General features: G+C 59.9%; 24 protein-coding genes. 9 read left to right on the top strand and 15 right to left on the bottom strand.

All coding sequences use genetic code 11. From position 1 onward, the window contains the following. Positions 1 to 295 precede the first annotated feature (295 nt). Positions 296 to 1,384, top strand: coding sequence for a polysaccharide biosynthesis/export family protein (locus BN1079_RS01705; protein ID WP_037021873.1), 1,089 nt, complete (start codon positions 296 to 298; stop codon positions 1,382 to 1,384). Between the two features lie 76 nt (positions 1,385 to 1,460). Here the strand turns inward: BN1079_RS01705 and BN1079_RS17770 are convergent, their stop codons facing one another. After that, complete coding sequence (locus tag BN1079_RS17770) at positions 1,461 to 1,712, bottom strand: YkgJ family cysteine cluster protein (protein ID WP_074436850.1); 252 nt, start codon at positions 1,710 to 1,712, stop codon at positions 1,461 to 1,463. Here BN1079_RS17770 and BN1079_RS17675 point away from each other — a divergent pair. The 5 genes from BN1079_RS17675 to tsaA all read left to right on the top strand — a co-directional run bounded on the left by BN1079_RS17675 (position 1,678) and on the right by tsaA (position 5,353). Next, on the top strand, positions 1,678 to 1,905 hold the full coding sequence (locus tag BN1079_RS17675) for a hypothetical protein (RefSeq protein ID WP_171819276.1): 228 nt from the start codon (positions 1,678 to 1,680) through the stop codon (positions 1,903 to 1,905). The genes BN1079_RS17770 and BN1079_RS17675 overlap by 35 nt on opposite strands. 164 nt (positions 1,906 to 2,069) lie before the next feature. Further along, a complete protein-coding gene (gene ppnP / locus BN1079_RS01695) occupies positions 2,070 to 2,351 on the top strand; it encodes a pyrimidine/purine nucleoside phosphorylase (RefSeq protein ID WP_037026539.1) in 282 nt (93 codons plus the stop codon). Between the two features lie 106 nt (positions 2,352 to 2,457). Beyond that, positions 2,458 to 3,783 (top strand): 30S ribosomal protein S12 methylthiotransferase RimO, encoded by a 1,326-nt coding sequence (rimO, locus tag BN1079_RS01690; RefSeq protein ID WP_037021871.1) that lies wholly within the window; start codon positions 2,458 to 2,460, stop codon positions 3,781 to 3,783. Between the two features lie 288 nt (positions 3,784 to 4,071). Further along, entirely contained in the window at positions 4,072 to 4,347 is a 276-nt protein-coding gene (locus tag BN1079_RS01685; RefSeq protein ID WP_037021870.1) for a DUF4242 domain-containing protein, read from the top strand. A gap of 313 nt (positions 4,348 to 4,660) precedes the next feature. Further along, positions 4,661 to 5,353, top strand: coding sequence for a tRNA (N6-threonylcarbamoyladenosine(37)-N6)-methyltransferase TrmO (gene tsaA / locus BN1079_RS01680; RefSeq protein ID WP_037021869.1), 693 nt, complete (start codon positions 4,661 to 4,663; stop codon positions 5,351 to 5,353). Between the two features lie 182 nt (positions 5,354 to 5,535). Here the strand turns inward: tsaA and BN1079_RS01675 are convergent, their stop codons facing one another. The 8 genes from BN1079_RS01675 to BN1079_RS01640 form a co-directional block, all read right to left on the bottom strand. After that, positions 5,536 to 8,073, bottom strand: coding sequence for a penicillin acylase family protein (locus BN1079_RS01675; protein ID WP_037021862.1), 2,538 nt, complete (start codon positions 8,071 to 8,073; stop codon positions 5,536 to 5,538). A 70-nt stretch (positions 8,074 to 8,143) separates the two neighbouring features. Then, positions 8,144 to 8,614 carry a DUF2489 domain-containing protein gene (locus BN1079_RS01670; protein WP_037021860.1) on the bottom strand — a complete coding sequence of 157 codons (471 nt, stop codon included), beginning with the start codon at positions 8,612 to 8,614 and terminating at the stop codon, positions 8,144 to 8,146. A gap of 7 nt (positions 8,615 to 8,621) precedes the next feature. Beyond that, positions 8,622 to 8,819, bottom strand: coding sequence for an SEC-C metal-binding domain-containing protein (locus tag BN1079_RS17200; RefSeq protein WP_037021859.1), 198 nt, complete (start codon positions 8,817 to 8,819; stop codon positions 8,622 to 8,624). Between the two features lie 7 nt (positions 8,820 to 8,826). Continuing rightward, positions 8,827 to 9,324, bottom strand: a complete 498-nt coding sequence (locus BN1079_RS01660; protein WP_037021857.1) for an LEA/WHy family protein — start codon at positions 9,322 to 9,324, stop codon at positions 8,827 to 8,829. Between the two features lie 105 nt (positions 9,325 to 9,429). Then, the gene (locus BN1079_RS01655) at positions 9,430 to 10,164 is read right to left on the bottom strand and encodes an S-methyl-5'-thioinosine phosphorylase (RefSeq protein WP_037021856.1); all 735 of its coding nucleotides are present in this window, start codon (positions 10,162 to 10,164) and stop codon (positions 9,430 to 9,432) included. A 12-nt stretch (positions 10,165 to 10,176) separates the two neighbouring features. Next, positions 10,177 to 11,175 (bottom strand): beta-N-acetylhexosaminidase, encoded by a 999-nt coding sequence (gene nagZ / locus BN1079_RS01650; RefSeq protein ID WP_037021854.1) that lies wholly within the window; start codon positions 11,173 to 11,175, stop codon positions 10,177 to 10,179. Positions 11,176 to 11,190: 15 nt separating this feature from the next. Next, positions 11,191 to 11,715: a L,D-transpeptidase gene (locus BN1079_RS01645; RefSeq protein WP_037021852.1), complete on the bottom strand. Its 525-nt coding sequence runs from the start codon at positions 11,713 to 11,715 to the stop codon at positions 11,191 to 11,193. Between the two features lie 67 nt (positions 11,716 to 11,782). Then, the gene (locus BN1079_RS01640) at positions 11,783 to 12,490 is read right to left on the bottom strand and encodes a TetR/AcrR family transcriptional regulator (RefSeq protein ID WP_037021850.1); all 708 of its coding nucleotides are present in this window, start codon (positions 12,488 to 12,490) and stop codon (positions 11,783 to 11,785) included. Positions 12,491 to 12,666: 176 nt separating this feature from the next. On the opposite strand from BN1079_RS01640, the gene lexA reads away from it, so the two are divergent. After that, on the top strand, positions 12,667 to 13,275 hold the full coding sequence (lexA, locus tag BN1079_RS01635) for a transcriptional repressor LexA (RefSeq protein ID WP_037021848.1): 609 nt from the start codon (positions 12,667 to 12,669) through the stop codon (positions 13,273 to 13,275). A 46-nt stretch (positions 13,276 to 13,321) separates the two neighbouring features. After that, entirely contained in the window at positions 13,322 to 13,798 is a 477-nt protein-coding gene (gene sulA, locus BN1079_RS01630) for an SOS-induced cell division inhibitor SulA (protein ID WP_037021846.1), read from the top strand. 72 nt (positions 13,799 to 13,870) lie between these two features. On the opposite strand, the gene BN1079_RS01625 is transcribed toward sulA, so the two are convergent. Next, positions 13,871 to 14,104, bottom strand: a complete 234-nt coding sequence (locus tag BN1079_RS01625; protein WP_037021845.1) for a hypothetical protein — start codon at positions 14,102 to 14,104, stop codon at positions 13,871 to 13,873. Between the two features lie 215 nt (positions 14,105 to 14,319). On the opposite strand from BN1079_RS01625, the gene BN1079_RS01620 reads away from it, so the two are divergent. Continuing rightward, complete coding sequence (locus tag BN1079_RS01620) at positions 14,320 to 15,159, top strand: DMT family transporter (protein ID WP_037021843.1); 840 nt, start codon at positions 14,320 to 14,322, stop codon at positions 15,157 to 15,159. Positions 15,160 to 15,166: 7 nt separating this feature from the next. Here BN1079_RS01620 and BN1079_RS01615 read toward each other — a convergent pair whose 3' ends face one another. The 5 genes from BN1079_RS01615 to fadB form a co-directional block, all read right to left on the bottom strand. Beyond that, positions 15,167 to 15,685 (bottom strand): DUF6586 family protein, encoded by a 519-nt coding sequence (locus BN1079_RS01615; RefSeq protein ID WP_037021841.1) that lies wholly within the window; start codon positions 15,683 to 15,685, stop codon positions 15,167 to 15,169. Positions 15,686 to 15,797: 112 nt separating this feature from the next. Then, positions 15,798 to 18,404: a type I DNA topoisomerase gene (gene topA, locus BN1079_RS01610; RefSeq protein ID WP_037021839.1), complete on the bottom strand. Its 2,607-nt coding sequence runs from the start codon at positions 18,402 to 18,404 to the stop codon at positions 15,798 to 15,800. Positions 18,405 to 18,677: 273 nt separating this feature from the next. Continuing rightward, positions 18,678 to 18,917, bottom strand: a complete 240-nt coding sequence (locus BN1079_RS01605; protein ID WP_037021837.1) for a DUF1653 domain-containing protein — start codon at positions 18,915 to 18,917, stop codon at positions 18,678 to 18,680. An 85-nt stretch (positions 18,918 to 19,002) separates the two neighbouring features. After that, positions 19,003 to 20,178 carry an acetyl-CoA C-acyltransferase FadA gene (fadA, locus tag BN1079_RS01600; protein ID WP_037021836.1) on the bottom strand — a complete coding sequence of 392 codons (1,176 nt, stop codon included), beginning with the start codon at positions 20,176 to 20,178 and terminating at the stop codon, positions 19,003 to 19,005. A 17-nt stretch (positions 20,179 to 20,195) separates the two neighbouring features. Further along, entirely contained in the window at positions 20,196 to 22,343 is a 2,148-nt protein-coding gene (fadB, locus tag BN1079_RS01595; protein WP_037021833.1) for a fatty acid oxidation complex subunit alpha FadB, read from the bottom strand. Between the last annotated feature and the right edge of the window lie 302 nt (positions 22,344 to 22,645).

The following is a 22,645-nucleotide window of genomic DNA, read 5'->3' as shown; positions in this document are numbered from 1 at the left end:
CCCTGACCAGCCAAAACGCGGCTAACAACCACGCAGACCGCGCAAGCAATTTGTCGAGTCGCATCTGAACCCAGCCGGAACACAACGGTCTATGACTTCTGTGAACGGCAAAGCCAACTACATAAGGCTGTCGGCACACCGGCCCATAAGTGTCGAGCCATGCCTGCGAGAACAAATGGGTAGCGATCGATTGATATGGAGAGCCGCTTTCATCGGGCTTTTCTAATGAAGCAGCGACAAGTGAATCCAGCCGTTTCACTCCGAAAAACAACTATTCCGTCAAGGATGAAGACCCATGAAACCATTATTTGCGCTCGCGTTCTCTTCCGTTCTGGTACTCCAGGGATGCGTCTTTTCACCTGGCCAACACCTTGACCCGGATGAGTTCAAGGACGGAGCAAAATCAGAAAACGGCAGCGTACAGCTGTTGCGCATCACGCCGGAAATGCTCACGGGCGAGGTGCCTTCCGACAGAGGCACGTCCAGCAAGCAGGAACTGATCGACTACAAGCCTGAAGCCTATCGCATCGGTGCCAACGATCTGCTCTACATTACCGTTTGGGATCACCCCGAATTGACTGCGCCGTCCGGCCCGCAGCAGCAACTTGATGCCAACGGTCGCCTGGTTCGCCCTGATGGCACGCTCTTCTATCCCTATATCGGTAACGTCAACGCAGCCGGCCGCACCATTGAAGAGTTGCGAGCCGAGATTGCACGCCGCCTTGCCAATTACATCGATAGCCCGCAGGTAGACGTCAACCTGCTGCGCTACGGCAGCCAGCGCATCGTGCTCTCCGGCGCGTTCAACACTGGCGGTGAAGTTCCAGTGACCACCGCACCGATAAACATCGTGCAAGCCATCGGCCAGGCCAACATCGACACTGAAAACGCTGACCTTTCCAGCCTGGTGCTCAAGCGCGACGGTCGCGAGTACCTGCTCGACCTCGACGACCTGAACCGCCCGGACTCCTGGCTGCATCAGGTCTATCTGAAGGACGGCGACCAGCTGCATCTGCCCTACAACGATCAGAAGAAGATCTACGTTCTTGGAGAGGTCAACGAGCCGCTGGCCCTGAGTTTCAAGACCTCCAGCTACAACCTGATGGACGCCATCGGTACTGCCGGTGGCATCCGCCAGGAGACAGCTGACGGCGAAGCGGTCTACGTCATTCGTGGCGCGGCAAACATCGCCACCGAGCCAGCCAAGGTCTTCCAGCTGAATGCCAAATCGCCCACCGCGTTCGCCTTGGCCAAGAGCTTCCCGCTTCAGCCTCAGGACGTTGTGTTTGTTGGCCCTGCAGGTATCACCCGCTGGAACCGCTTCATCAGCCAGCTGCTGCCATCTGCTGCTGTAGTAGGCACCGGAGCGGCGTTCAATCGCTGATACCGGTTTGAATATTCGCGGCTGAATCGCTCTCAACTGCACAGCAGTACGGGAGCGGCTCAGCCGCGAAGTCTTTTCAGGCCGTGGCCTGCTCCAGCCATCCCAGCACACGGATGGCTTCTTCGCGGCTCTCGCCGCAGACACTCTGATCAGCACTGAACGCCGCACATACTGCGGGTCGATTTGGCTGACCGAACAGCCCGCAGTAATTCGCGTCCGTCAGATGTAGGCAACGCACACCTGCCGGTTTACCGTTCGGCATACCGGGTATTGCAGAACTAATCGAAGGGGCAATGCAGCAGGCACCGCAGCCGGGGCGACATTCCATTCCGGTCATCCAGAAAAAACCGGCGCAAATAATAGTCACTGCTTTGGCAAAACGCAGCAGGCGAGGTGCACCACGCATCGGCTATGACCAACAGTTGCCTGGCCAGCAGAAAGTCAATCTGGGCGTCCTCGTAACGCTGGAGCACTTAACCCTTTCCATGCGCCAAAGCCGCTTGAGACCAAGTCAGGCCTGATTTACGCGATGTTCCTTGCCTGTAGAAGCTAAGCGGTATCGCGCATTTCGGTATGGCCCGTGCCGCGCCGCGCTCAAGTCGGCTAGCCAGAACAGCTTCTGATGACGGCGCCGCTGTGCTTGGGCATACTTTCCAACCTTTTCCCCACCCATCAGGTAACCCGCATGTTCAAGGTCAACGAATACTTCGACGGCACCGTCAAATCCATCGCCTTCGACATGGCCGACGGCCCCGCCACCATTGGCGTGATGGCTCCAGGCGAATACGAATTCGGCACCGCCCAGCTGGAAGTCATGCATGTGGTAGCCGGCAGCCTGGACGTGAAACTGCCAGGCAGCGACAGCTTCGAAACCTTTGCCGCCGGCACCCGTTTTACCGTACCTGCAAACAGCAAATTTCAGCTGAAGGTCGCGACCGATACCGCTTATCTGTGTGAGTACCGCTGAGCAAAAAAACGCTAAACGGAAGCCAGACAGGCCGGGTGAAAAGCTGAAAATCGCTATATAATCCGCCGCCATTTTTTCCAGCTGCATCACCGAGGCCCGGCCTGTCATGTCGAATAAAGTCCCAAGCGTAGGGTTCGTTTCACTCGGGTGTCCCAAGGCAACGGTGGACTCGGAGCGCATTCTTACCCAGCTGCGCATGGAGGGTTACCAGATCGTGCCGTCCTACGAGGACGCCGATGTCGTGGTAGTAAACACTTGCGGCTTTATCGACAGCGCCAAGGCCGAGTCATTGGATGCAATCGGCGAAGCCATCGCCGAAAACGGCAAGGTCATCGTCACCGGCTGCATGGGTGTGGATGAAAACAACATCCGCGGCGTGCACCCAAGCGTTTTGGCGGTCACCGGGCCGCAGCAGTACGAGCAGGTGGTCAATGCCGTACATGAAGTGATCCCGCCGAACATCGAGCACGATCCCTTCGTCGATCTGGTGCCACCCCAGGGCATCAAGCTCACCCCGCGCCACTACGCCTATCTGAAAATTTCCGAAGGCTGTAACCACAGCTGCAGCTTCTGCATCATTCCTTCCATGCGCGGCAAGCTGGTCAGCCGGCCGGTGGGCAGCGTATTGAGCGAGGCCGAGCGCCTGGTCAAGGCCGGCGTCAAGGAAGTCCTGGTGATCAGCCAGGACACTAGCGCCTACGGCGTCGATCTCAAGTACAAGCTGGATTTCTGGAACGGCCAGCCGGTCAAGACGCGCATGCTGGAACTGTGCGAGGAGCTGGGCAAGATGGGCGTCTGGGTACGCCTGCACTACGTCTATCCTTACCCCAACGTGGACGACGTAATTCCGCTGATGGCCGCCGGCAAGATCCTTCCGTATCTGGACATTCCCTTCCAGCACGCCAGCCCCAAGGTACTCAAGGCGATGAAACGCCCGGCTTTCGAGGACAGGACCCTGGCGCGCATCAAGAAGTGGCGTGAGATCTGCCCCGATCTGACCATCCGCTCCACCTTTATCGTCGGCTTCCCCGGCGAGACCGAGGAAGACTTCCAGTACCTGCTCGACTGGCTCACCGAAGCCCAACTGGATCGTGTCGGCTGCTTCCAGTACTCCCCCGTCGAAGGCGCTCCTGCCGAAGTACTCGGCCTGGAACCGGTACCGGACGAGATCAAGCAGGAGCGCTGGGACCGCTTTATGGCCCATCAGCAGGCCATCAGCGCCGCGCGCCTGCAACTCAAGATCGGCAAGGAGATGGATGTACTTATAGACGAGGTGGACGAGGACGGCGCCATCGGCCGCTCCTGGGCCGACGCCCCGGAAATCGACGGCATGGTCTATGTCGACAGCGAGCACCCGCTACAGCCCGGCGACAAGGTACGCGTGCGCGTGACCCATGCCGACGAGTACGACCTCTGGGCCGAAGCGATCTGATCACACACCATCAAAGAAGCCCCGCTCATACGGGGCCGAGCGCTAGCTGGTTACGGCAGAAACTTCAGCTTTCGCTAGTGCAGAAATCGGCTTCGATATTGCGAGCCGGTTCGTTTGGCACGCCGCAGCGCTCGTCCTTTGGGTCTAAGCCCATCATCTTTTGGATGCAAACCTGTTCTCGCTCATGCCTGTGGGCTGCTAAAGAGTGCCTGGAAGGCTCGCGTCTGCCCGGACGCATAGCTCAACTAGCAACCGCCCTACTTCGGGCGCCTCAGCCAGGAGCAGACAATGACTCAGTACTTGATCGAACGTGAAATCGCAGGTGCAGGCGACATGTCGGAGCAAGCACTCCGCGACGCATCCAAGCACTCCAACAGCGTACTCGCACGGATGAGCCCGGAAATCCAGTGGGTCCATAGTTACGTGGCCGGTGACAAGATCTACTGCATCTACAACGCGCCCAGTGAACAGCTGATCCGGGAACATGCCGAGAAGTCGGGCTTCCCCGCCAACAAGATCACCCCCGTCAGCGCCGTCATCGATCCTTCTACAGCGAACGAATAAGCAGCCGGCCCTCAACGATCAATGGCCGAGTTCCCGCACCCACACGAACTCCGCCATTGATGCGTCCGTGCCGCGTAAGCCAGCCTCACGAAGCGGCGACGTCAACTTTGCGTCCTCCAAGAGCACCTCTTTACCCCCGTGGCCCATGCAACTCGATCGGCGTTAGTGGTCGCCCTGCTCGCGGTCACGCTGCCCTGCAGCAGCCTATAACTCTCTGTCCGCGACGTGCGCGGCCGCTCAAGCAACACGTCACACAACACACTGAGGCGTTGTCGGCGCTATCATCGCTGCTCTTTTTCTGTCGGCCATCACCATGCATCACACAGTCAGCCCCGTTGGCATTCTGCGCTCCTGCTTCAGAGAGAAGTTTGCCATTCCGCGCCAACCGCAGCTGGCCCCAGCCGCGCGCGGCGTACTGGAGCTGCTGCCACCGTTCGATACCGGCGAGGCGGTCGCGGGACTGGAGCAGGTGAGTCATGTCTGGCTGCTGTTTCTCTTCCATCAGGCGCTGGAGGAAAAGCCGCGCCTGAGGGTTCGCCCACCACGGCTGGGCGGCAACAAGATGGTCGGTGTTTTTGCCACCCGCGCCACACATCGCCCCAATGGCATCGGTCAGTCAGTGGTCAGGCTCGACGAGGTTGAGCCGGGGCGCCTGCTGGTATCCGGCATCGACCTGCTGGACGGCACACCCATTATCGACATCAAGCCCTATGTGCCCTACGCCGATGCCCTGCCTGAGGCGCGCAATACCATGGCCGCCGACGCCCCCCTTCTGATCGACGTGCACTGGAGCGAAAGCGCCCTTACCCAGGCACACAGCGAGGCGCTGCGACTGGATGAACCTGTGATTGAACTGATCGAGCAATGCCTGGCCCAGGACCCGCGTCCGGCTTACCAGAAGCCCGACCCGGAACGACGCTATGGCGCGCAGTTCTGGGATTTGCAGGTTCGCTGGCATTACCCCGAGACAGGACTTATCCGTGTGCTGGAAGTGGTACCTGCTTAGGCTCTGTACGAAAAGTGCCTGCGCTCGGTGATGCTTCGTTAAAAACGGGTTCGGAATGCTCATTTACAGCTCGTAAACTCCGCTTCCTCACCCGTTTTTGCCTCGCCTGACCTTCGCTCGACGACTTTTCGTACACATCCTAGGTGGAAAAGCCTTTGGCATTTTCTGACTACTTCGGCCCTTCAGCGTTTCTCAGGCACCAGCCATAGGCGCTGATTGCCGTACACCTTGTCGAGGTTCTGCGCCTTGAACGGGAAGCTCGTATAGCGCCCCTTCATCCAGGCCTCGATACCATCGGCATAATGCGGGCTGGCCGGATTGCCGGACTGCCCCGAGCTGTTCAGGCCGATTAGCGGCTCGTCTCGCCCGAAATCAACGACGATCCGCATGGCTGGTATCAACCAGGTATCGAAGTTTTGCCCCCAATGGTACGCAGAGACGTTCAACGTGTTGTGATCACCGCCGGCAGAATATGGCCCCCGATCCAGATAACCCCGAATCGCATTGACGCTGCTGCGCCTGCTGGCAGGCAGGTACTGCGCGAGCTGCGTTGTACCTGTCACCCAGGTGTAGCTGTGCAGCTTGCCCCACTGCCAGGCGCTGATATCGCTGCCCAGTTTCGCGCTCAGGTGATCGACCGCCGCGACCAGGCTGCGCGCCAGAATGGCTGGTTTGTCCTCTTTCTGCGGCGTGGTCACATCATCCCAATAGGGGCTGTCGTCACGCCCGAGCAAGTGATCGGCCTGCGCCGAATATGAAGTGTTGGCGCTCTGTACCAGGGCCTTCCAGGCGGAGCTGTCATCCGGCCCAAGCTCATCGAGAAAGGTCAGCCGAGCGCTTTCGTAAAGAAACGCCGAATAAAGCGCTGCATCGGCAGATGCGGCGTCCATGCCCCCATCGAACTTCAAAAGCCGCGACAGAGCCAAGCGCGCCTTGTCGCGCTCGCCGGCTGGCAGCGCTGCAATGGCTTGCTGCAATGGCTCGCGCATGGACGGCCCTTCGAACATGGCGGCCAGCTTAGCGGCGAATGGGGTCTGCCGGTCGTACTGCATTGCGATCATGCTGGCGGTATCGTGACGCCCCCGTTCAGCCAGCTCGGCAATTCGCTCGGCGCGTTCGGGGTAATGCCAAGAGTTGGACAACTGCATGCCGTAGCCACGCGGCACGGTGCGATGATTGGCGGTGCCGAGCCAGCCTTGGGCCGGATCCTGGTCATACGGATGCAACATGGGATCGGCAAAACCATCCCAGTCATACAGCCCATCCCAGCCAGGCGATGGCAACAGCCCCAGACCACCCCGGCGGTTGGGATAGCGTCCGGTGACCTGCCAGCCGATACCCTGCTCGTCAGCGAATACCAGGTTGAGTGCCATGGCGCGGATGTCACGGGCGGCCTCGAAGGCTTGATCCACATTCTGAGCGCGGGTCAGGTCGAAGAAGGCATCGAGTGACTTGTCCGCCTCCAACTGGGTGGTCTTCAGCGCAATGCCAAATCCACTGCTGAGCTGCAAGGGTTGCAAGGCATGCTTGCGCTCGCCCAGCACGCTGTTGAGCAGCGGGCCGTTGCGCGTTTCATAAATGGTTTCGCGGAGGGGCCGCTGCCCCTTGATGATGAAAGTCTCGTGGCGCTCGCGCGCTGGCAGCCACTTGCCGTCGGCCAGGTATTGCAGGCGCCCGTTCTCTCGCCGGACCTTTTCCAGGAACAGGTCCTGGTTGTCGCCCATGACCATGGTCATGCCCCAACCAAGCTTCCCGTTGAAGCCTGCGACCACCGCCGGAACGCCCGCCACCGTCACACCCGCCGCATTGAGTTTGGGCGAGCGAATCTGCACAAAATTCCAGTACGAGGGCATCGACAGCGGTAGATGGGTGTCGTTGGCCATCAACGGCTTTCCGCTGCGCGTACGACTGCCGGAAATCGCCCAGTTGTTGGAAGCCGCAACGCCAAGCAGTCCCAGCTCAGCCACCTGCGCGGCAGCACGATCAATGGCTGCGAGGCCGGGAAGCTCTCCCGTCAGCTTTAGGCCTTTGAGCTTTGCTGCCTCTTCAAAGGGCAGCGGCTCGTCAGGATAGGTCGGCAGCAGCCAGGCCAGTTGGTCACTGCCGACTCGCTGGGCCATCACCAGAGCGGCGATTTCCTCCTGCAGATTCACCGACAGACCGAAGTTCAGCAGGCAGAACACCAGCACCGAATCCTCGGGAGTCCAGTATTCGGGCGTATAACCGGCAGCTGCCAGGTCCATCGGCAGCTTGTCGCGGTGCCTGTACAGATAAGCGTTGACGCCACGCGCATAAACCTCGAAGAAGCGCTTCATCCGCGGCGAGCTTTCGCGGTAGAGCACCTCGGCGCTCTTGCGCAGATTGACCGCACGCATGAAGCGGTCGATCTCCAATACGCCCGGCCCTGCCATTTCGGCCAGTCGCCCCTGAGCCATCAGGCGCAGGCTGACCATCTGGCTCAGGCGGTCGGTGGCATGGATATAGCCCAGGCCAAACAGCGCGTCGTGGAAGGTAGAGGTTTCAATCAGCGGCATGCCCAGCGCGTTACGCCGTATGCTGACGCGCTCAGCCAGCCCGGTCAGCGGTTGTACACCCTGCTTGGGTGGCAAGCTGTCGCTGTAACGGCCGTCCAGATATGCCTGGCACCCTGTCAGGCTAAAGGCAGCGATACCGGCACCGAGGATCAGGCGGACCAGATGAAACGGCAGACGCAGGGACATCAACGGCTCCTTTGAGCTGAGCGCAACAGGGCTAAGGTCAGGATAGAAGGAAAGGTATGCAGCCGTCGGATCAGGCGGCAGCCGGCGTCAACGCCTCGTCCAGCAGCCAGCGCGCCGAACGTCGAGCAGCGGCCTTGTACTGCAGCTCAAGGGCGCTGAAATGCGCCTCATGACGGCGCCGCTCGGTCTTGTCCAAGGCCTTCCAGGCGCCGTGAGTCGGTATCTGGGCAGTGGCGTCATAAAGTGCCTGAAAGACCTCGCAGCGGGGGTCCTGGCTCAGATTGGTGTCGTAATTATCGAGCAACACCTTGATGCGGATGGCACCTTCGATCAGCGGCACCTGCTCATCCAGCAGGCTACTGGCGAGGATACGCAAATCGGCTGCGAGGTCCGCGTGCTGACGAGCCTGAGCTTCAGCCTGTCGCACTGCCTGCTGACGCTCCTTGCGCCAGACCCGCCGCCACAAATGCAGTGCATAACCTGCCAGCGCGGCGATCAACAGAGCACCGACAAGCAGCAATCCTGCAGCGACCGGCGTCATAGACGGATCAGGCTCCGTGGCACTTCTTGAATTTCTTCTGGCTGCCGCACGGGCACGGGTCATTGCGCCCGACGTCCTTCAGCGGATTGCGCACCGGGTCATGACTATGATTGCAGTGCGGGCCATGAACATGCCCGTGGCCATGATCATGATGATCGTGGTCGTGATTGCAGTCGGGACCATGTACATGAGTTTCGTTGTTCATCGAGTCGCTACTCCGGAATGAGGGTGCCGGGAATTATCTCGCCATTCTGGGAAATATGCACTCTGCGCCCGCCCCACATACCGACTTTAAGCTCGCCATCGAGCCGGTAGGCGATTGGGCGATCAGGCTTTTCAAGCAAGCGTACGATGTACTTCATGTGACGCCAGAGATTGGTGTTCACCGGCACCTCGTAATAATCGAAGCTGTTCGCCGGCACGGTCAGCCAACCACCGGTTTCGCCGCTGGCGAGCTGGACGTCATTGAGGTGAACGTTATAGCGCATGCCACGCACGGGCAGGCTATGGTCGTTGGGGTTATCGATACGGAAACGCAGCATGAACTGCTGCTCGAGCAGGCGTGCCTTGATGATCTCGACCTTGGCCAGCTCCACTTGCGGATTTTTGAAATCACTGCCCAACCAGGTCGAGCAACCCGACAGAGCGGACAGAAGGCTGAGCAACGCCATCATTCTAAATATTTTTATCGTGCGTTCCTGGCAAAGCATTCCGGTACTCCAAAGGACGGCCCAGTGTAGCAAGCGCCAGACCGTCTGCAACGCGCTAGTACGCGAATATCGCACACTTGCGTTACGCATTCCTGACAGGCTTTATCAGATCAGCAGACGCGCCAGCACAGCACGCACCTTGACGATACCCTCGGCCAGTGCAGCCTCAATCTCGTCCATGGTGATGATGCCGGCTCCCTTGCCCGCCGCCGGATTGACTACTAATGCCAGACACACATACGGCAGATCAAGTTCACGCGCCAGCACAGCCTCCGGCATCCCGGTCATGCCCACAATGTCGCAGCCATCGCGTTCCATCCGCGCTATCTCAGCCACCGTTTCCAGGCGCGGACCCTGCGTGCAGCCGTATACGCCGCTACTGCTGAACGGATATCCCTCGGCCACCAGACCGGCAATCAGACGCTGCCGCAGCCTCTCGTCATAGGGATAGCTGAAATCGACATGGGTGACATGCTCGATATCGCCTTCGAAAAAGGTGTGCTCGCGGCCATAGGTGTAATCGATGATTTGATGCGGTACGCATAGATGGCCGCTGCCCATGGCCGAGTGGATACCGCCTACCGCATTTACCGCGACGATCGCCTGCGCGCCGGCCTGCTTCAGCGCCCAGAGATTGGCGCGATAGTTGATCTGATGAGGCGGAATCCGGTGCGGATGACCATGGCGAGCAAGGAAAAGCACCTTCCGGCCGGCATACTCGCCTTGCAGAATGTCGGCTGAAGGCGAACCGTAAGGCGTCTGCAGCGCCGACCTTTTATGCAGGACGAAACCGCTGAGCTCGGTCAGGCCAGTGCCGCCGATGATGGCGTAGACAGTCATGATCTGTTCCTGTCAGTCGATCAGTTCTGCGGTTTTCAGGGCAGAGATGGATGCCTGCCAGCGCGGGTCCTGCTTGTACTCCGGCGTCACGTCGAAGCCACCACGCATGCTTTGCAGCGCTGGTGAAGGCGTCACCTTGAGCTTCTGCAGGGCGACCAGCGCCAGTTCGGCAGCGGCGCGGTCATTACACACCAGACCCATGTCGCAACCGGCCGAGAGCGCCGCCTGGATGCGGTCTGCCGCGTCTCCCGCAACATGGGCACCGGCCATGGACAGGTCGTCGCTGAAGATGACGCCGGTAAATCCCAGCTCGCGGCGCAGGATGTCCTGCAGCCACCGCCGCGAAAATCCGGCGGGCTGTTTATCGACGTCTGAATAGATGACATGCGCAGGCATCACCGCATCAAGCTGGCGACTCAAACGCATGAACGGCACCAGATCAGCTGCTCGCAATTGGTCCAGACTGCGTTCGTCCACCGGGATTGCCACATGGGAATCGGCCTCGGCCCAACCATGGCCCGGAAAATGTTTTCCGGTGGCGGCCATGCCCGCCGCGCGCATGCCCTTCATGAAGGCGCCGGCCAGATCGGCCGCGCGCAGCGGATCACCCTCGAACGCCCGCGTACCGACCACTGCACTGCGCTGGTGATCAAGATCGAGCACCGGTGCAAAGCTGAAGTCCAATCCTACGGCGCGAACCTCGGTGGCCATCACCCAACCGCAGGTCTCCGCCAACCGTTCAGCCTCAGCGTGCCGCGCAATTTCACGCATCGCCGGAAGCCGGATGAAGTCGCGCCGCAGCCGCTGCACACGGCCGCCTTCCTGGTCGACCGCCAGCAGCATGTCGGGACGCACCGCACGGATGGCCCTGCACAGCTCAAGCACTTGGCGCGGGTGCTCGATATTGCGCGCGAACAGAATAAGCCCACCGACTTCCGGTTGGCGCAGCAGTTTCCGATCCTCGGCGGTCAGCCAGGTGCCGGCGATATCCAGCATCAATGAGCCTTGCATGATAGGGAGCAGTCCTTAATTCAATATGGCGCTCGACCAGTCTGGACAGGCCCGTTCCTCTATCTGCACCGCACAACCCACCGGTACACGAGGAAAAAGCGCCAGCAAGTCGTCGTTGCGCAGTCTGATGCAACCATGTGAAAGCGGCACACCCATGGGTTCCGAATCAGGAGTGCCATGCAGATAGATATAGCGCCGAAAAGTATCGACCTCACCCAACCGGTTGTAGCCGCGCTCGCAGCCACTGAGCCAGAGAATTCGGGTCAGGATCCAGTCACGGCCGGGAAACTGCGCATGCAGCTCGGAGCTCCAGACTTCGCCGGTCCAGCGGCGCCCGCGCAGCACTGCACCGCTAGGCAGACCGTCGCCAATCCGTGCCCGCACCCGATGGCGCCCACGCGGCGTGCAGCCGGAGCCGTTGCGCTCTCCGGCGCCATTCAATGCAGTGGAAACTGGCAGACGTACGCACAGCTGGCCGGCAGTGAAGCCGTATAGCAGTTGGTCGGCGATGGATATATGTAGCAGATCGAGATCGGGCATGGCCGTCAGCTTACCGCTCCATGCCTGCCCGTGCACCCTGGCAAGGCGTAGAAATCGTCTGCTCGTCTCAAGCCTTGGGGGTCATCGCCAGGGCATTGCGCCTCACAATGGGATGCGCCTGAGCCAGCGCCTCGTCATCCACACCCGAGTCGGCACGCATGCCTGCTGCCAGAAACGGCACCATCATCCGCATGACCTGTTCGATGGAAGTCCTGGCCCCGAAATCATTCTCGGCAATGGCACGCAGCGCCTTGATGCCGGACATGCTGAACGCCGCTGCACCCAGCATGAAATGTACCCGCCAAAAGAGTTCGATCGGAGGAATCGAAGGTGCCGCCTCGTGCACTCGCATCATATAGCGGCGGAATACCTTGCCGTACATGTCGTCCAGATAGCGGCGCAGGTGTCCCTGACTCTGACTGAACGACAGCCCCAACAGACGCATAAAGATGGACAGGTCGTCGCCACTGCGAGGCTTCACCGCCAGCGCCTGCTCAACCAGGATCTCCAATAGCTCTTCGAGGCTTTCTTTGCGCTCGGCCTGTGCTTCGCGCCTATCCAGCTCACGCTCCAGACTCGCGCAGAACGGACCAAGGAAACGCGAAAAAACCGCCTGGATAAGCGCCTTCTTCGAGCCGAAGTGATAGTTGACCGCCGCCAGATTGACTCCGGCCTTGCTGGTAATCAGGCGAAGCGATGTCTCGGCGAAGCCTTTCTCCGCGAACAGCTGTTCCGCTGCATCAAGAATCCGCTCCACTGTTTCCGACTGCGCCATGCCCCCTCCAAAAGACAAACACCTGTTTGAAACTTACGTTTCAAGCGCTGACAAGTCAACTGACTATTCGGTCACCGGCGGCTATTAGCCGCCAACAGACAACGCGGAAAGAACGATTGCCAAGCCCAGATCACTGTATATAATCCCAGTCACTGTATAAAAGAACAGAGACCGCCATGATCAAGCTGACCCCACGCCAGTCGGAAATCCTAGCCTTCATCAAGCGCTGCCTGGAAGAAAATGGCTACCCGCCGACGCGCGCGGAGATTGCGCAGGAACTGGGCTTCAAATCACCAAACGCCGCCGAAGAGCACCTCAAAGCGCTGAACAAGAAAGGCGCTATTGAGATGACGCCCGGCGCCTCGCGCGGGATACGTATTCCAGGCTTTGAGCCGGCCACAGAGGAAAGCGGCCTGCCAATCATTGGTCGCGTCGCCGCCGGCGCGCCCATCCTGGCTCAGCAACATATCGAAGAGTCCTGCCAGATCAACCCCGCATTTTTCAATCCCAGCGCTGACTACCTGCTGCGTGTTCGCGGCATGAGCATGAAGGATGTCGGGATCTACGATGGCGACCTGCTGGCCGTACACACCACCCGCGAAGCCCGCAACGGTCAGATCGTCGTTGCACGCATCGACGACGAAGTGACGGTCAAGCGCTTCAAGCGCGAAGGAAAGAAAGTCTGGCTATTGGCCGAAAACCCCGAGTTCGCCCCAATTGAGGTCGACTTGGAACAGCAGGAACTGGTTATCGAAGGTTTGAGCGTCGGCGTCATACGCCGCTGAAAATATAGGCAGCGCAGGTTGCAAGCGACCTGCCAAGGAGAGGTTTATGCAGTACCAAACCACGGCCAGCACACCCCCTCAACTTTCCCTGTTCGAAGGGCTCATCGCCCGCAACCTGGCACCTTTTGCGGATATCGCACGGGTTCCGGCTCAGGCTTCGCAGGAGCGTCTCAGCGAGATGACTCTGAGTGGCAGCCACGAGCATTGCCGCCTATTGCTCGCACCCATTCTGCGCGAACTCAGCGAAGCGGCAGATATCCGCTGGCTGACCCTGATCGCACCGCCCCCATCGCTATCCCAAAACTGGCTGCGTGAAAGCAGCCTCAATCGCGACCGCATCCTGCTGCTGCCCGCATGCGAGCCCCAAAACGCACTGGATCTTGCTTGCAAGGCACTGATGTCAGGCTGCAGCCATACGGTGATCACCTGGTTTACAAGGCTCGACCGCAGCAGCCGGTTGAAATTGAGCGCCGCTGCCGAGCTGGGCCGTACACAAAGCCTGAATATACGCCTGGGCAGCTGAGCAACACGGCACAGGGATGTGCCAGCTCTCAGAATCTCGGCGTTTCGCGCTCTAAGTTAAGTGCTCCAGTAATCAGTGCAGAACGTGCGCTACTTCTTCCTGCACTAACTCCCCCTCTGCCATCTGCCCGGCCATTTGCACGCCTACGGTGAACATCGCCTTGGCGATTTCAACGTGCTGCCCTTGCAGGAACACCTTTGCGTCATCGGAAAAATCCAATGTCACCAGCACCCCTTCGTCTTCAGCACGACGCAGCACTATGCTGCCGTCGGGTAGCTCGACGATTTCCAGAAAAGACGTTGGCATGAGTCTGCTCCCCGTGAAAGGCGCGCATTGTATCAGCCGACTGCCCGGCAAACAGCCCTTGGCCGACCGGGTAGAAACCAGTGGCATTTGCTGCTCTGCCGGATCACCGGCAGCCGACAACAATCTTTAGTATTCAGCGCGGCTTCTCGCGACTGCGCTAGCATCACAACGCCACACCGCCGTGTGGTGGTCCCCTGCAAGGATTTTTTTCGCGAATGACCGCTCGCACCCTGTTACTGATCGCTTTGGCGATGCTGGCTTTTGCCGGCAACTCGTTGCTCTGCCGCGTCGCGTTGCGTGATACCGGTATCGACCCTGCTAGCTTTACTGCGCTGCGCCTGCTGGCCGGTGCGATCATCCTGTGGCTGCTGCTGCGTTTGCGGCGAGCACCTTCCAAGCCCACCGGCAGCTGGGCCGGGGCGTTTGCGCTGTTTCTCTATGCTGCAGCTTTTTCATGGGCCTATGTAAAGCTTGATGCCGGCGCGGGGGCGCTGCTGCTGTTCGCCGCAGTTCAGCTGAGCATGATTGCGTGGGGAATATTCAAAGGCGAAAGGCTTTCGCCCTTGCAGGCGCTGGGTTCAGCTCTGGCACTTGTCGGCCTGATTAGCTTGCTGCTGCCCGACGCCAACGCTCCGGCATTCGCTGCTGCACTTCTGATGATTATCTCTGGCGTTGCCTGGGGCGCCTATTCACTCTTGGGCCGCGGTATTGGCGACCCGCTGGCTGCGACCGCCGGCAACTTCATCCGCGCGGTGCCGATGGGGGCTGCTTTATGCCTTCTGACACTGCCCGCACAGGGATGGGACCAGGACGGCGTGCTTCTCGCCCTGCTGTCCGGCGGGCTTACCTCAGGGGTGGGCTATGCACTCTGGTATGCAGTGGTACCACGCCTGGCGTCTACCCAGGCCGCCAGTATCCAGCTCAGCGTGCCGTTACTGACCGTCCTGGCAGGCAGCATGTGGCTGGGCGAGGCCCTGACCAGCCGACTGCTGATCAGCGGACTGGCAATCTTGGGTGGCATCGTTCTGGTTTTCTGGACCAGAAGCCGCACCTAAACGCTCATTACCATTCGGTAAGGGATTCACGGAAGCGCAAGGCCAGGGTTTTAAGCTGCTGTCGCCAGCCCTGTACCTGCTCAAGCGACACTGGCAGCACCCCCTCATCCATCCCGACCGCCGTGATCAAGGGCAGGCGCGGGTCGGTCTTGGGCTTCACCGGTTCACGGGGAGGCTCGAACAAGGCTGCGTAAGCCGCAAGCAAATCGGCAACCCAGGAACCGGACTGCTCCGAGAGTTCGAAAAGCTCTGCCAGCTCCGGGCTGACTGCAGAATCCTGCGGCGAGCGCGTCAGGAAAAACTCGACGCGTGTCGCATTGGCCCCCGGCAAACGATAGTAACCAGCAATTTCGTGACAGAGGCCAAGCAAGGCACCATAGAGATGAAAGAGGCTCGACTCGCGCTCCGCCTGAACCAACCCAGGCGAGCTGAGCGAATCCTGAGCTTCAGCCCGCTGCCAGTTCTCCAGCGACAGGCCAGCGAAGTAGAGTTTCTGATTGGTTCGCGTGTAGCGCTCGTGAGCCATGGCAACGGCCTCGTGGGTCAGCTTGCAGCTTGAGGGAAAGCATTGCTGGACGGCAGCGAGGCTGCAGGGGCGACGTCACGCTCCCACAGCCTCCTGCGCTTACAGCTTCAGCCTATTTTGCGCTCTTGTCCTCGACTCTCCACTTACCGCCATCGTAGAAAGCCTTCCAGCCCGTCGGCTTGCCGTTGACCTCGGTTTGCACGTACTGCTCCTTGGTCTTGCGGCTATAACGGATGACGGCAGGGCGGCCTTCCGGATCCTTGCTCGGCGCATCCATCAGGAAGTGGTACTTGGGATCGATCTCGTCCTTGTGCGGAATCAGCTCCAGCACCAGAGGCGCTCGGGTTTCGCGATTCTTCGGGAACTGGCTGGCCGCAAGAAACAGACCCGAGGCGCCATCACGCAGCACGTAAGTGTCATCGACCTTCTCGCACTTGAGTTCGGGCATCGGCACCGCGTCCATCTTCGGCGGTGCCGCCTCACCATTCTTGAGCAGCTTGCGAGTGTTCTTGCACTCGGCATTGGTGCAGCCGAAGAACTTGCCAAAACGACCGGTCTTGAGCTGCATCTCGCTGCCGCACTTGTCGCATTCCAGGCTCGGCCCTTCGTAACCCTTGATGCGGTACTGGCCTTCTTCGATCTCGTAGCCGGTGCAGTCGGGGTTGTTGCCGCAGATATGCAGCTTGTGCGTCTCATCCAGCAGATAGGCGTCCATGGCCGTGCTGCAGATCGAACAGCGGCGCTTGCCCAGCAGCACCAGCGATTCGGACTCGCCCTCGTCATCGGCAGCGATTTCGTCACCCGGAATCAGGTTTACCGTGGACTTGCAACGCTCCTTCGGCGGCAGGCTGTAGCCGGAACAGCCGAGGAACACCCCGGTGGAAGCCGTGCGAATCATCATCGGCCGGCCGCAGGTCTTGCAGGGAATGTCGGTCAGGGTCGGCTGGTTGGCACGCATGCCGTTTTCACCGGACTCGGCAATTTCCAGCTTCTTGCGGAAGTCACCGTAGAACTCGTCAAGCACGGCTTTCCACTCGCGCTCGCCCTGGGCGACGTCATCCAGGTGTTCTTCCATGCCGGCGGTAAAGCCGTAGTCCATCAGGTTGTTGAAACTCTCGGACAAGCGCTCGGTGACGATATCGCCCATCTTTTCGGAGTAGAAGCGGCGGTTGTGCAACGAGACGTAGCCACGATCCTGAATGGTGGAAATGATCGCCGCATAGGTAGAAGGACGACCGATACCGCGCTTTTCCATTTCCTTGACCAAGCTCGCCTCGGAGTAGCGCGCTGGCGGCTTGGTGAAATGCTGGCTCGGATCGAGCTTGAGCAGCCCCATGGCATCGCCCTTGTTCATCTCCGGCAGCACATCATCTTCGCCGCTCTTGCTCTGCTGCGGCATGACTTTGGTATAACCGTCGAACTTGAGAATACGGCCCTTGGCACGCAGCTCGAAGTTGCCTGCAACCACCGTGACACTGGTGGAAAGGTACTGCGCCGGCGGCATCTGACAGGCAACGAACTGGCGCCAGATCAGCTCATACAGACGCTCGGCGTCACGCTCCATCCCCGTGAGCTGCGCCGGGCGCAGATTAACGTCGGAGGGGCGAATCGCCTCGTGCGCTTCCTGGGCGCCGTCCTTGCTGGAATAGACGTTGGGCTTCTCCGGCAGGTACTTGTCGCCGAACTCGTCCTGGATGAAACCGCGTACCATGCCAATAGCATCAGCCGACAGGTTGGTCGAGTCGGTACGCATGTAGGTGATGTAGCCGGCTTCGTAAAGACGCTGGGCCATCATCATGGTCTTCTTCACGCCGAAGCCGAGGCGATTGCTCGCCGCCTGCTGCAGGGTCGAAGTGATGAAGGGCGCAGACGGCTTGCTGCTGGTCGGCTTGTCTTCACGCTTGCTGACGCTGTAGCTGGCACCTTGCAGCTGCTCCAGCGCGGCCATGGCCTGGCTCTCGTTGAGCGGCTTGAACGCCTGGCCGTTTTCACGTGCAACTTCGAAGCGAACCTTGGCCTTGTCGGCTGTGGCGAGGTCGGCGTGGACCTCCCAGTACTCTTCAGGCACGAAGGCGCGGATCTCGCGCTCACGCTCGACCACCAATTTTACCGCCACTGACTGCACGCGGCCGGCCGAAAGGCCACGGGCGATCTTCGCCCACAGCAGCGGCGAAACCATGTAGCCCACCACACGGTCAAGGAAGCGCCGTGCCTGCTGTGCGTTGACGCGGTTGATATCCAGCTCGCCCGGCTTGGCGAAAGCCTCCTGAATCGCCTTCTTGGTGATTTCGTTGAACACCACGCGCTTGAAGCGGCTGTCATCGCCGCCGATGGACTCGCGCAGGTGCCAGGCGATCGCCTCCCCCTCTCTATCCAAGTCGGTCGCGAGATAGATGGTGTCGGCTTCCTTGGCCAGGCGGCGAAGCTCTTCGATCACCTTTTCCTTGCCCGGCAGGATCTCGTACTTGGCTTTCCAGCCCTGTTCGGGATCGACGCCCATGCGGCTGAAGAGCTGACGCTTGGCTTTCTCCTTGGGCGATAACGCAGGCGCTTCGGCAGCCGCCTTGCCACGCTTGGCCGGCTCCCTGGAAGCGGAACCGCTGGTAGGAAGGTCGCGGATGTGGCCGATGCTCGATTTCACCACGTACTGGCTGCCCAGGTACTTGTTGATTGTCTTGGCCTTGGCCGGTGATTCCACAATGACCAGCGATTTACCCATGGAGAGGAGAGTTCCTGAATCGAGAGGTGAACTTAGAAGATTTGCTCCGCAGCGTCGAAAGGCGGCACTGTCGGAATAAAGCGAAGCAGTGTTTTCATCCACTGCACAGGGCATTCCATGCCCCGAAGGTATTCATCATCCGCGACCAGCATGGCTGTCCTGCGGAGTTTGTAACAAGCCGGATCGGGCCGCAGTGCATTCACTCTGCCCCAAAAGCACCGCTATATATAGTGGCGAGCGAGGCAAGGTCAAGCGCAAGGGGCAAGCACGCCGTCAGGCTAAGCCGGCAAAAAGGCTGGATTCTTCTTCGATCAGCGCGAAGCGAGGCAAGGTCTCACCGTCGACCTCGACCGTTTCGGTGAACATCGAAAGCGGCCGAACCCAGAGTCCGAAATCTCCGTAGAGCGCCTGGTAAAACACCATGTACTCTTCTGTTTCGGAGTGTTGGGCCACCGCGAACACCCGATACTCGGGCCCCTTGTAGTGGCGGTAACGCCCTGGTGTCACCTGCATTTATCGACTGCCTCTAGCAATTTATTAACCCATGAAATGAAAACCGGGGCACAAGGCCCCGGCTTCCTTACCGCGCTCGAACAGCTTAGACGCGTTCGAACACCGTGGTGATACCTTGACCTAGGCCGATACACATCGTGGCCACGCCGAGGGTACCGCCCTTCTGCTTCATGACGTTCAACAGGGTGCCGGAGATACGTGCTCCCGAGCAACCGAACGGATGCCCCAGAGCAATGGCACCGCCGTGCAGGTTGACCTTCTCGTCCATCTTGTCGAGCAGCTTGAGATCCTTGAGCACCGGCAGAGCCTGTGCAGCGAAGGCCTCGTTCAGTTCGACGTGGCTGATGTCGTCCATGGTCAAACCGGCGCGCTTGAGCGCCTTCTGCGTGGACGGCACCGGGCCGTAGCCCATGATCGCCGGGTCGACACCAGCCACCGCCATGGAGCGGATCACGGCCATCGGCTCGACGCCCAGATCCTTGGCGCGCTGTGCAGACATCACGATCATGCAGGAGGCACCATCGGTGATCTGCGAGGACGTACCAGCCGTCACGGTACCGCCTTTTGGGTTGAACGCAGGCTTGAGGGTCGCCAGGCTCTCCAGGGTGGTATCCGGACGAATGGTTTCATCGTAGTCGAAGACCTTGAGGAAACCGTTCTCGTCGTGACCCTGCATCGGGATGATTTCATCCTTGAACAGGCCTTCGACGGTCGCCTTGTGCGCCAGACGGTGAGAACGCTCACCGAAGGCATCCTGCTGCTCGCGGCTGATGCCATGCATCTTGCCCAGCATTTCAGCGGTCAGACCCATCATGCCCGACGCCTTGGCGGCGTGCAGCGACAGCTGCGGGTTCGGATCCACGCCGTGCATCATGCTGACGTGGCCCATGTGCTCGACACCACCGATGACAAAGATGTCGCCGTTACCGGTCATGATCGCCTGAGCGGCAGTGTGCAGCGCGCTCATGGACGAACCGCACAGGCGGCTGACAGTCTGCGCCGCGCTGGTGTGGGGAATGCTGGTCATCAGGGAAGCCATACGGGCAATGTTCCAGCCCTGCTCCAGGGTCTGGTTGACGCAGCCCCAGATCACATCTTCCACTTCTGCCGGATTGATCTTCGGGTTGCGTGCAAGCACGCCCTCGATCAGTTGCGCAGACATGGTCTCAGCGCGGGTGTTGCGGTGCATGCCGCCCTTGGAACGACCCATCGGGGTACGGCCGAAGTCGACAATGACGACGTCTCTCGGATTAAGGCTCATATTCTCTATTCCCTCGATTAACCGTAGAAGCGCTGGCCGTTGGCAGCCATTTCACGCAGCTTCGCAGTCGGTTGATACAACGGGCCCAGGTCGGCGTACTTGTCCGCCAGCGCCACGAACTCGGCAACACCGATCGAATCGATGTAGCGCAGTGCACCACCACGGAAGGGTGGGAAACCGATACCGTAGATCAGGCCCATGTCGGCCTCGGCTGCGGTTTCGACGATCTTGTCTTCCAGGCAGCGGACGGTTTCCAGGCACAGCGGGATCATCATGTAGTTGATGATGTCCTCGTCGGACAGCTCACGCGTCTCGCTGACGATCGGCTTGAGCAGCTCGTAGGACTGCGGGTCGACGACCTTCTTCGGCTTGCCCTTCTTGTCCATCTCATACAGGTAGAAGCCCTTGCCGTTCTTCTGACCCAGGCGGTTGGCGTCGTACATGACGTCGATTGCCGTGCGGCCATCGTCCTTCATGCGATCCGGGAAGCCTTCGGCCATGACGTCACGGCCGTGGTGGCCGGTGTCCATACCAACAACGTCCATCAGGTAAGCCGGGCCCATGGGCCAACCGAACTTCTCCATCACCTTGTCGACGCGAACGAAATCGGCACCGTGGTTGATGGCACGGGCGAAGCCGCCGAAGTACGGGAACAGCACGCGGTTGACCAGGAAGCCAGGGCAGTCGTTGACCACGACCGGGCTCTTGCCCATCTTCTTGGCGTAGGCGACGGTGGTGGCAATGGCGGCTTCGCTGGTCTTCTCGCCACGAATCACTTCCACCAGCGGCATCATGTGTACCGGGTTGAAGAAGTGCATGCCGCAGAAGTTTTCCGGACGCTTGAGCGCCTGGGCCAGCAGACTGATGGAAATGGTCGAGGTGTTGGACGCGATGATGGCATCTTCACGCACCAGGCCTTCGACTTCAGCCAGTACCGACTGCTTGATCTTCGGGTTCTCGACCACGGCTTCGACGACGATGTCGACATTGCCAAAATCACCGTAGGAGGTGGTCGGGCGGATGGCATTGAGGGCATCGGCCATCTGCGCTGGGGTCATGCGGCCCTTCTCGACGCGCTTGCCGAGCAGCTTGGAGGCTTCATCCAGCCCCATCTTCAGGCCTTCCTCGCGGATATCCTTCATCAGGATCGGCGTGCCCTTGATGGCCGACTGGTAGGCGATGCCGCCGCCCATGATGCCGGCACCCAGTACCGCAGCCAGCTTCACGTCACGGGCCTGCTTGTCGTAGGCCTTGGCCTTCTTCTTCAGCTCCTGGTCACTCAGGAACAGACCGACAAGGCTTTCGGCTACCGAAGTCTTGGCCAGCTTGGCGAAGCCGGCGGCCTCAACCTCGATGGCCTTGTCACGGCCGAAGTTGGCGGCTTTCTGAATGGTCTTGATGGCTTCGACCGGCGCCGGATAGTTCGGGCCTGCCTGGCCGGCCACGTACGCCTTGGAAGTCTCGAACGACATCATCTGCTCGATGGCGTTGAGCTTGAGCTTTTCCAGCTTCGGCTGACGCTTGGCCTTGAAGTCCAGCTCACCGGAAATGGCGCGTTTGACCAGATCCAGCGCAGCTTCCTGCAGTTTTTCCGGTGCAACCACGGCATCCACGGCGTGGACCTTCAGCGCGTCTTCAGCGCGGTTTTCCTTGCCCGAGGCGATCCACTCAACGGCATTGTCCACACCAATCAGGCGCGGCAGACGCACGGTGCCGCCGAAGCCTGGGTAGATGCCCAGTTTCACTTCTGGCAGACCGACCTTGGCGCTGCTGGACATGATGCGATAGTCAGCCGCCAGGCACATTTCAAAGCCGCCACCCAGGGCGATGCCGTTGATGGCGACGACGGTGGGAACGTCCAGGTCTTCGAAATCACTGAAGATCTTGTTCGCTTCGAGGTTGCCGGCGACCAACTCTTCGTCCGGAAGCTTGAAGCTTTCGACGAACTCGGTGATGTCGGCGCCGACGATGAACACATCCTTGCCGCTGGTGACGACAACGCCTTTGACCGAAGCGTCAGCCTTGATGGCGTCGACGGCTTGGCGCAGTTCGTTGAGGGTGAGGCGATTGAACTTGTTGACGGACTCACCCTTGAGGTCGAAATTCAATTCGACGATGCCACTCTCAAGAGCCTTTACCGTGATGGCTTTACCTTCGTAAATCATCAACTGATCTCCAGGTATGGAAGCTGAACGTTACGTGTCGCACGTCGCCGGTCTTCATGACCGTCACCGACACCCACCGACACGATAATCAGGGTAGACGGCATTTGCATGGCAAACGCTCGATTCATACGCCCGTTTGATTGGGTAATACACCTTCATGGAAAAGCGAGATCTTGTCAATCACAGGCTGCTACGTGAATGTACCGCACCTCATAGCCTCTATATGACCGCTGAACCCGCGCTCGCCCTCACCATCACAACTGTGCAGGCACCTGTACACTGTGCCTTTCAGTCGGCCAAAC

Origin of the sequence: Pseudomonas saudiphocaensis (genome assembly GCF_000756775.1) — a bacterium.
GTDB classification, from domain to species: Bacteria; Pseudomonadota; Gammaproteobacteria; order Pseudomonadales; family Pseudomonadaceae; genus Stutzerimonas; species Stutzerimonas saudiphocaensis.
The sequence above is the reverse complement of the archived record's forward strand: the minus strand, read 5'-3'. Positions and strand labels throughout refer to the sequence as shown.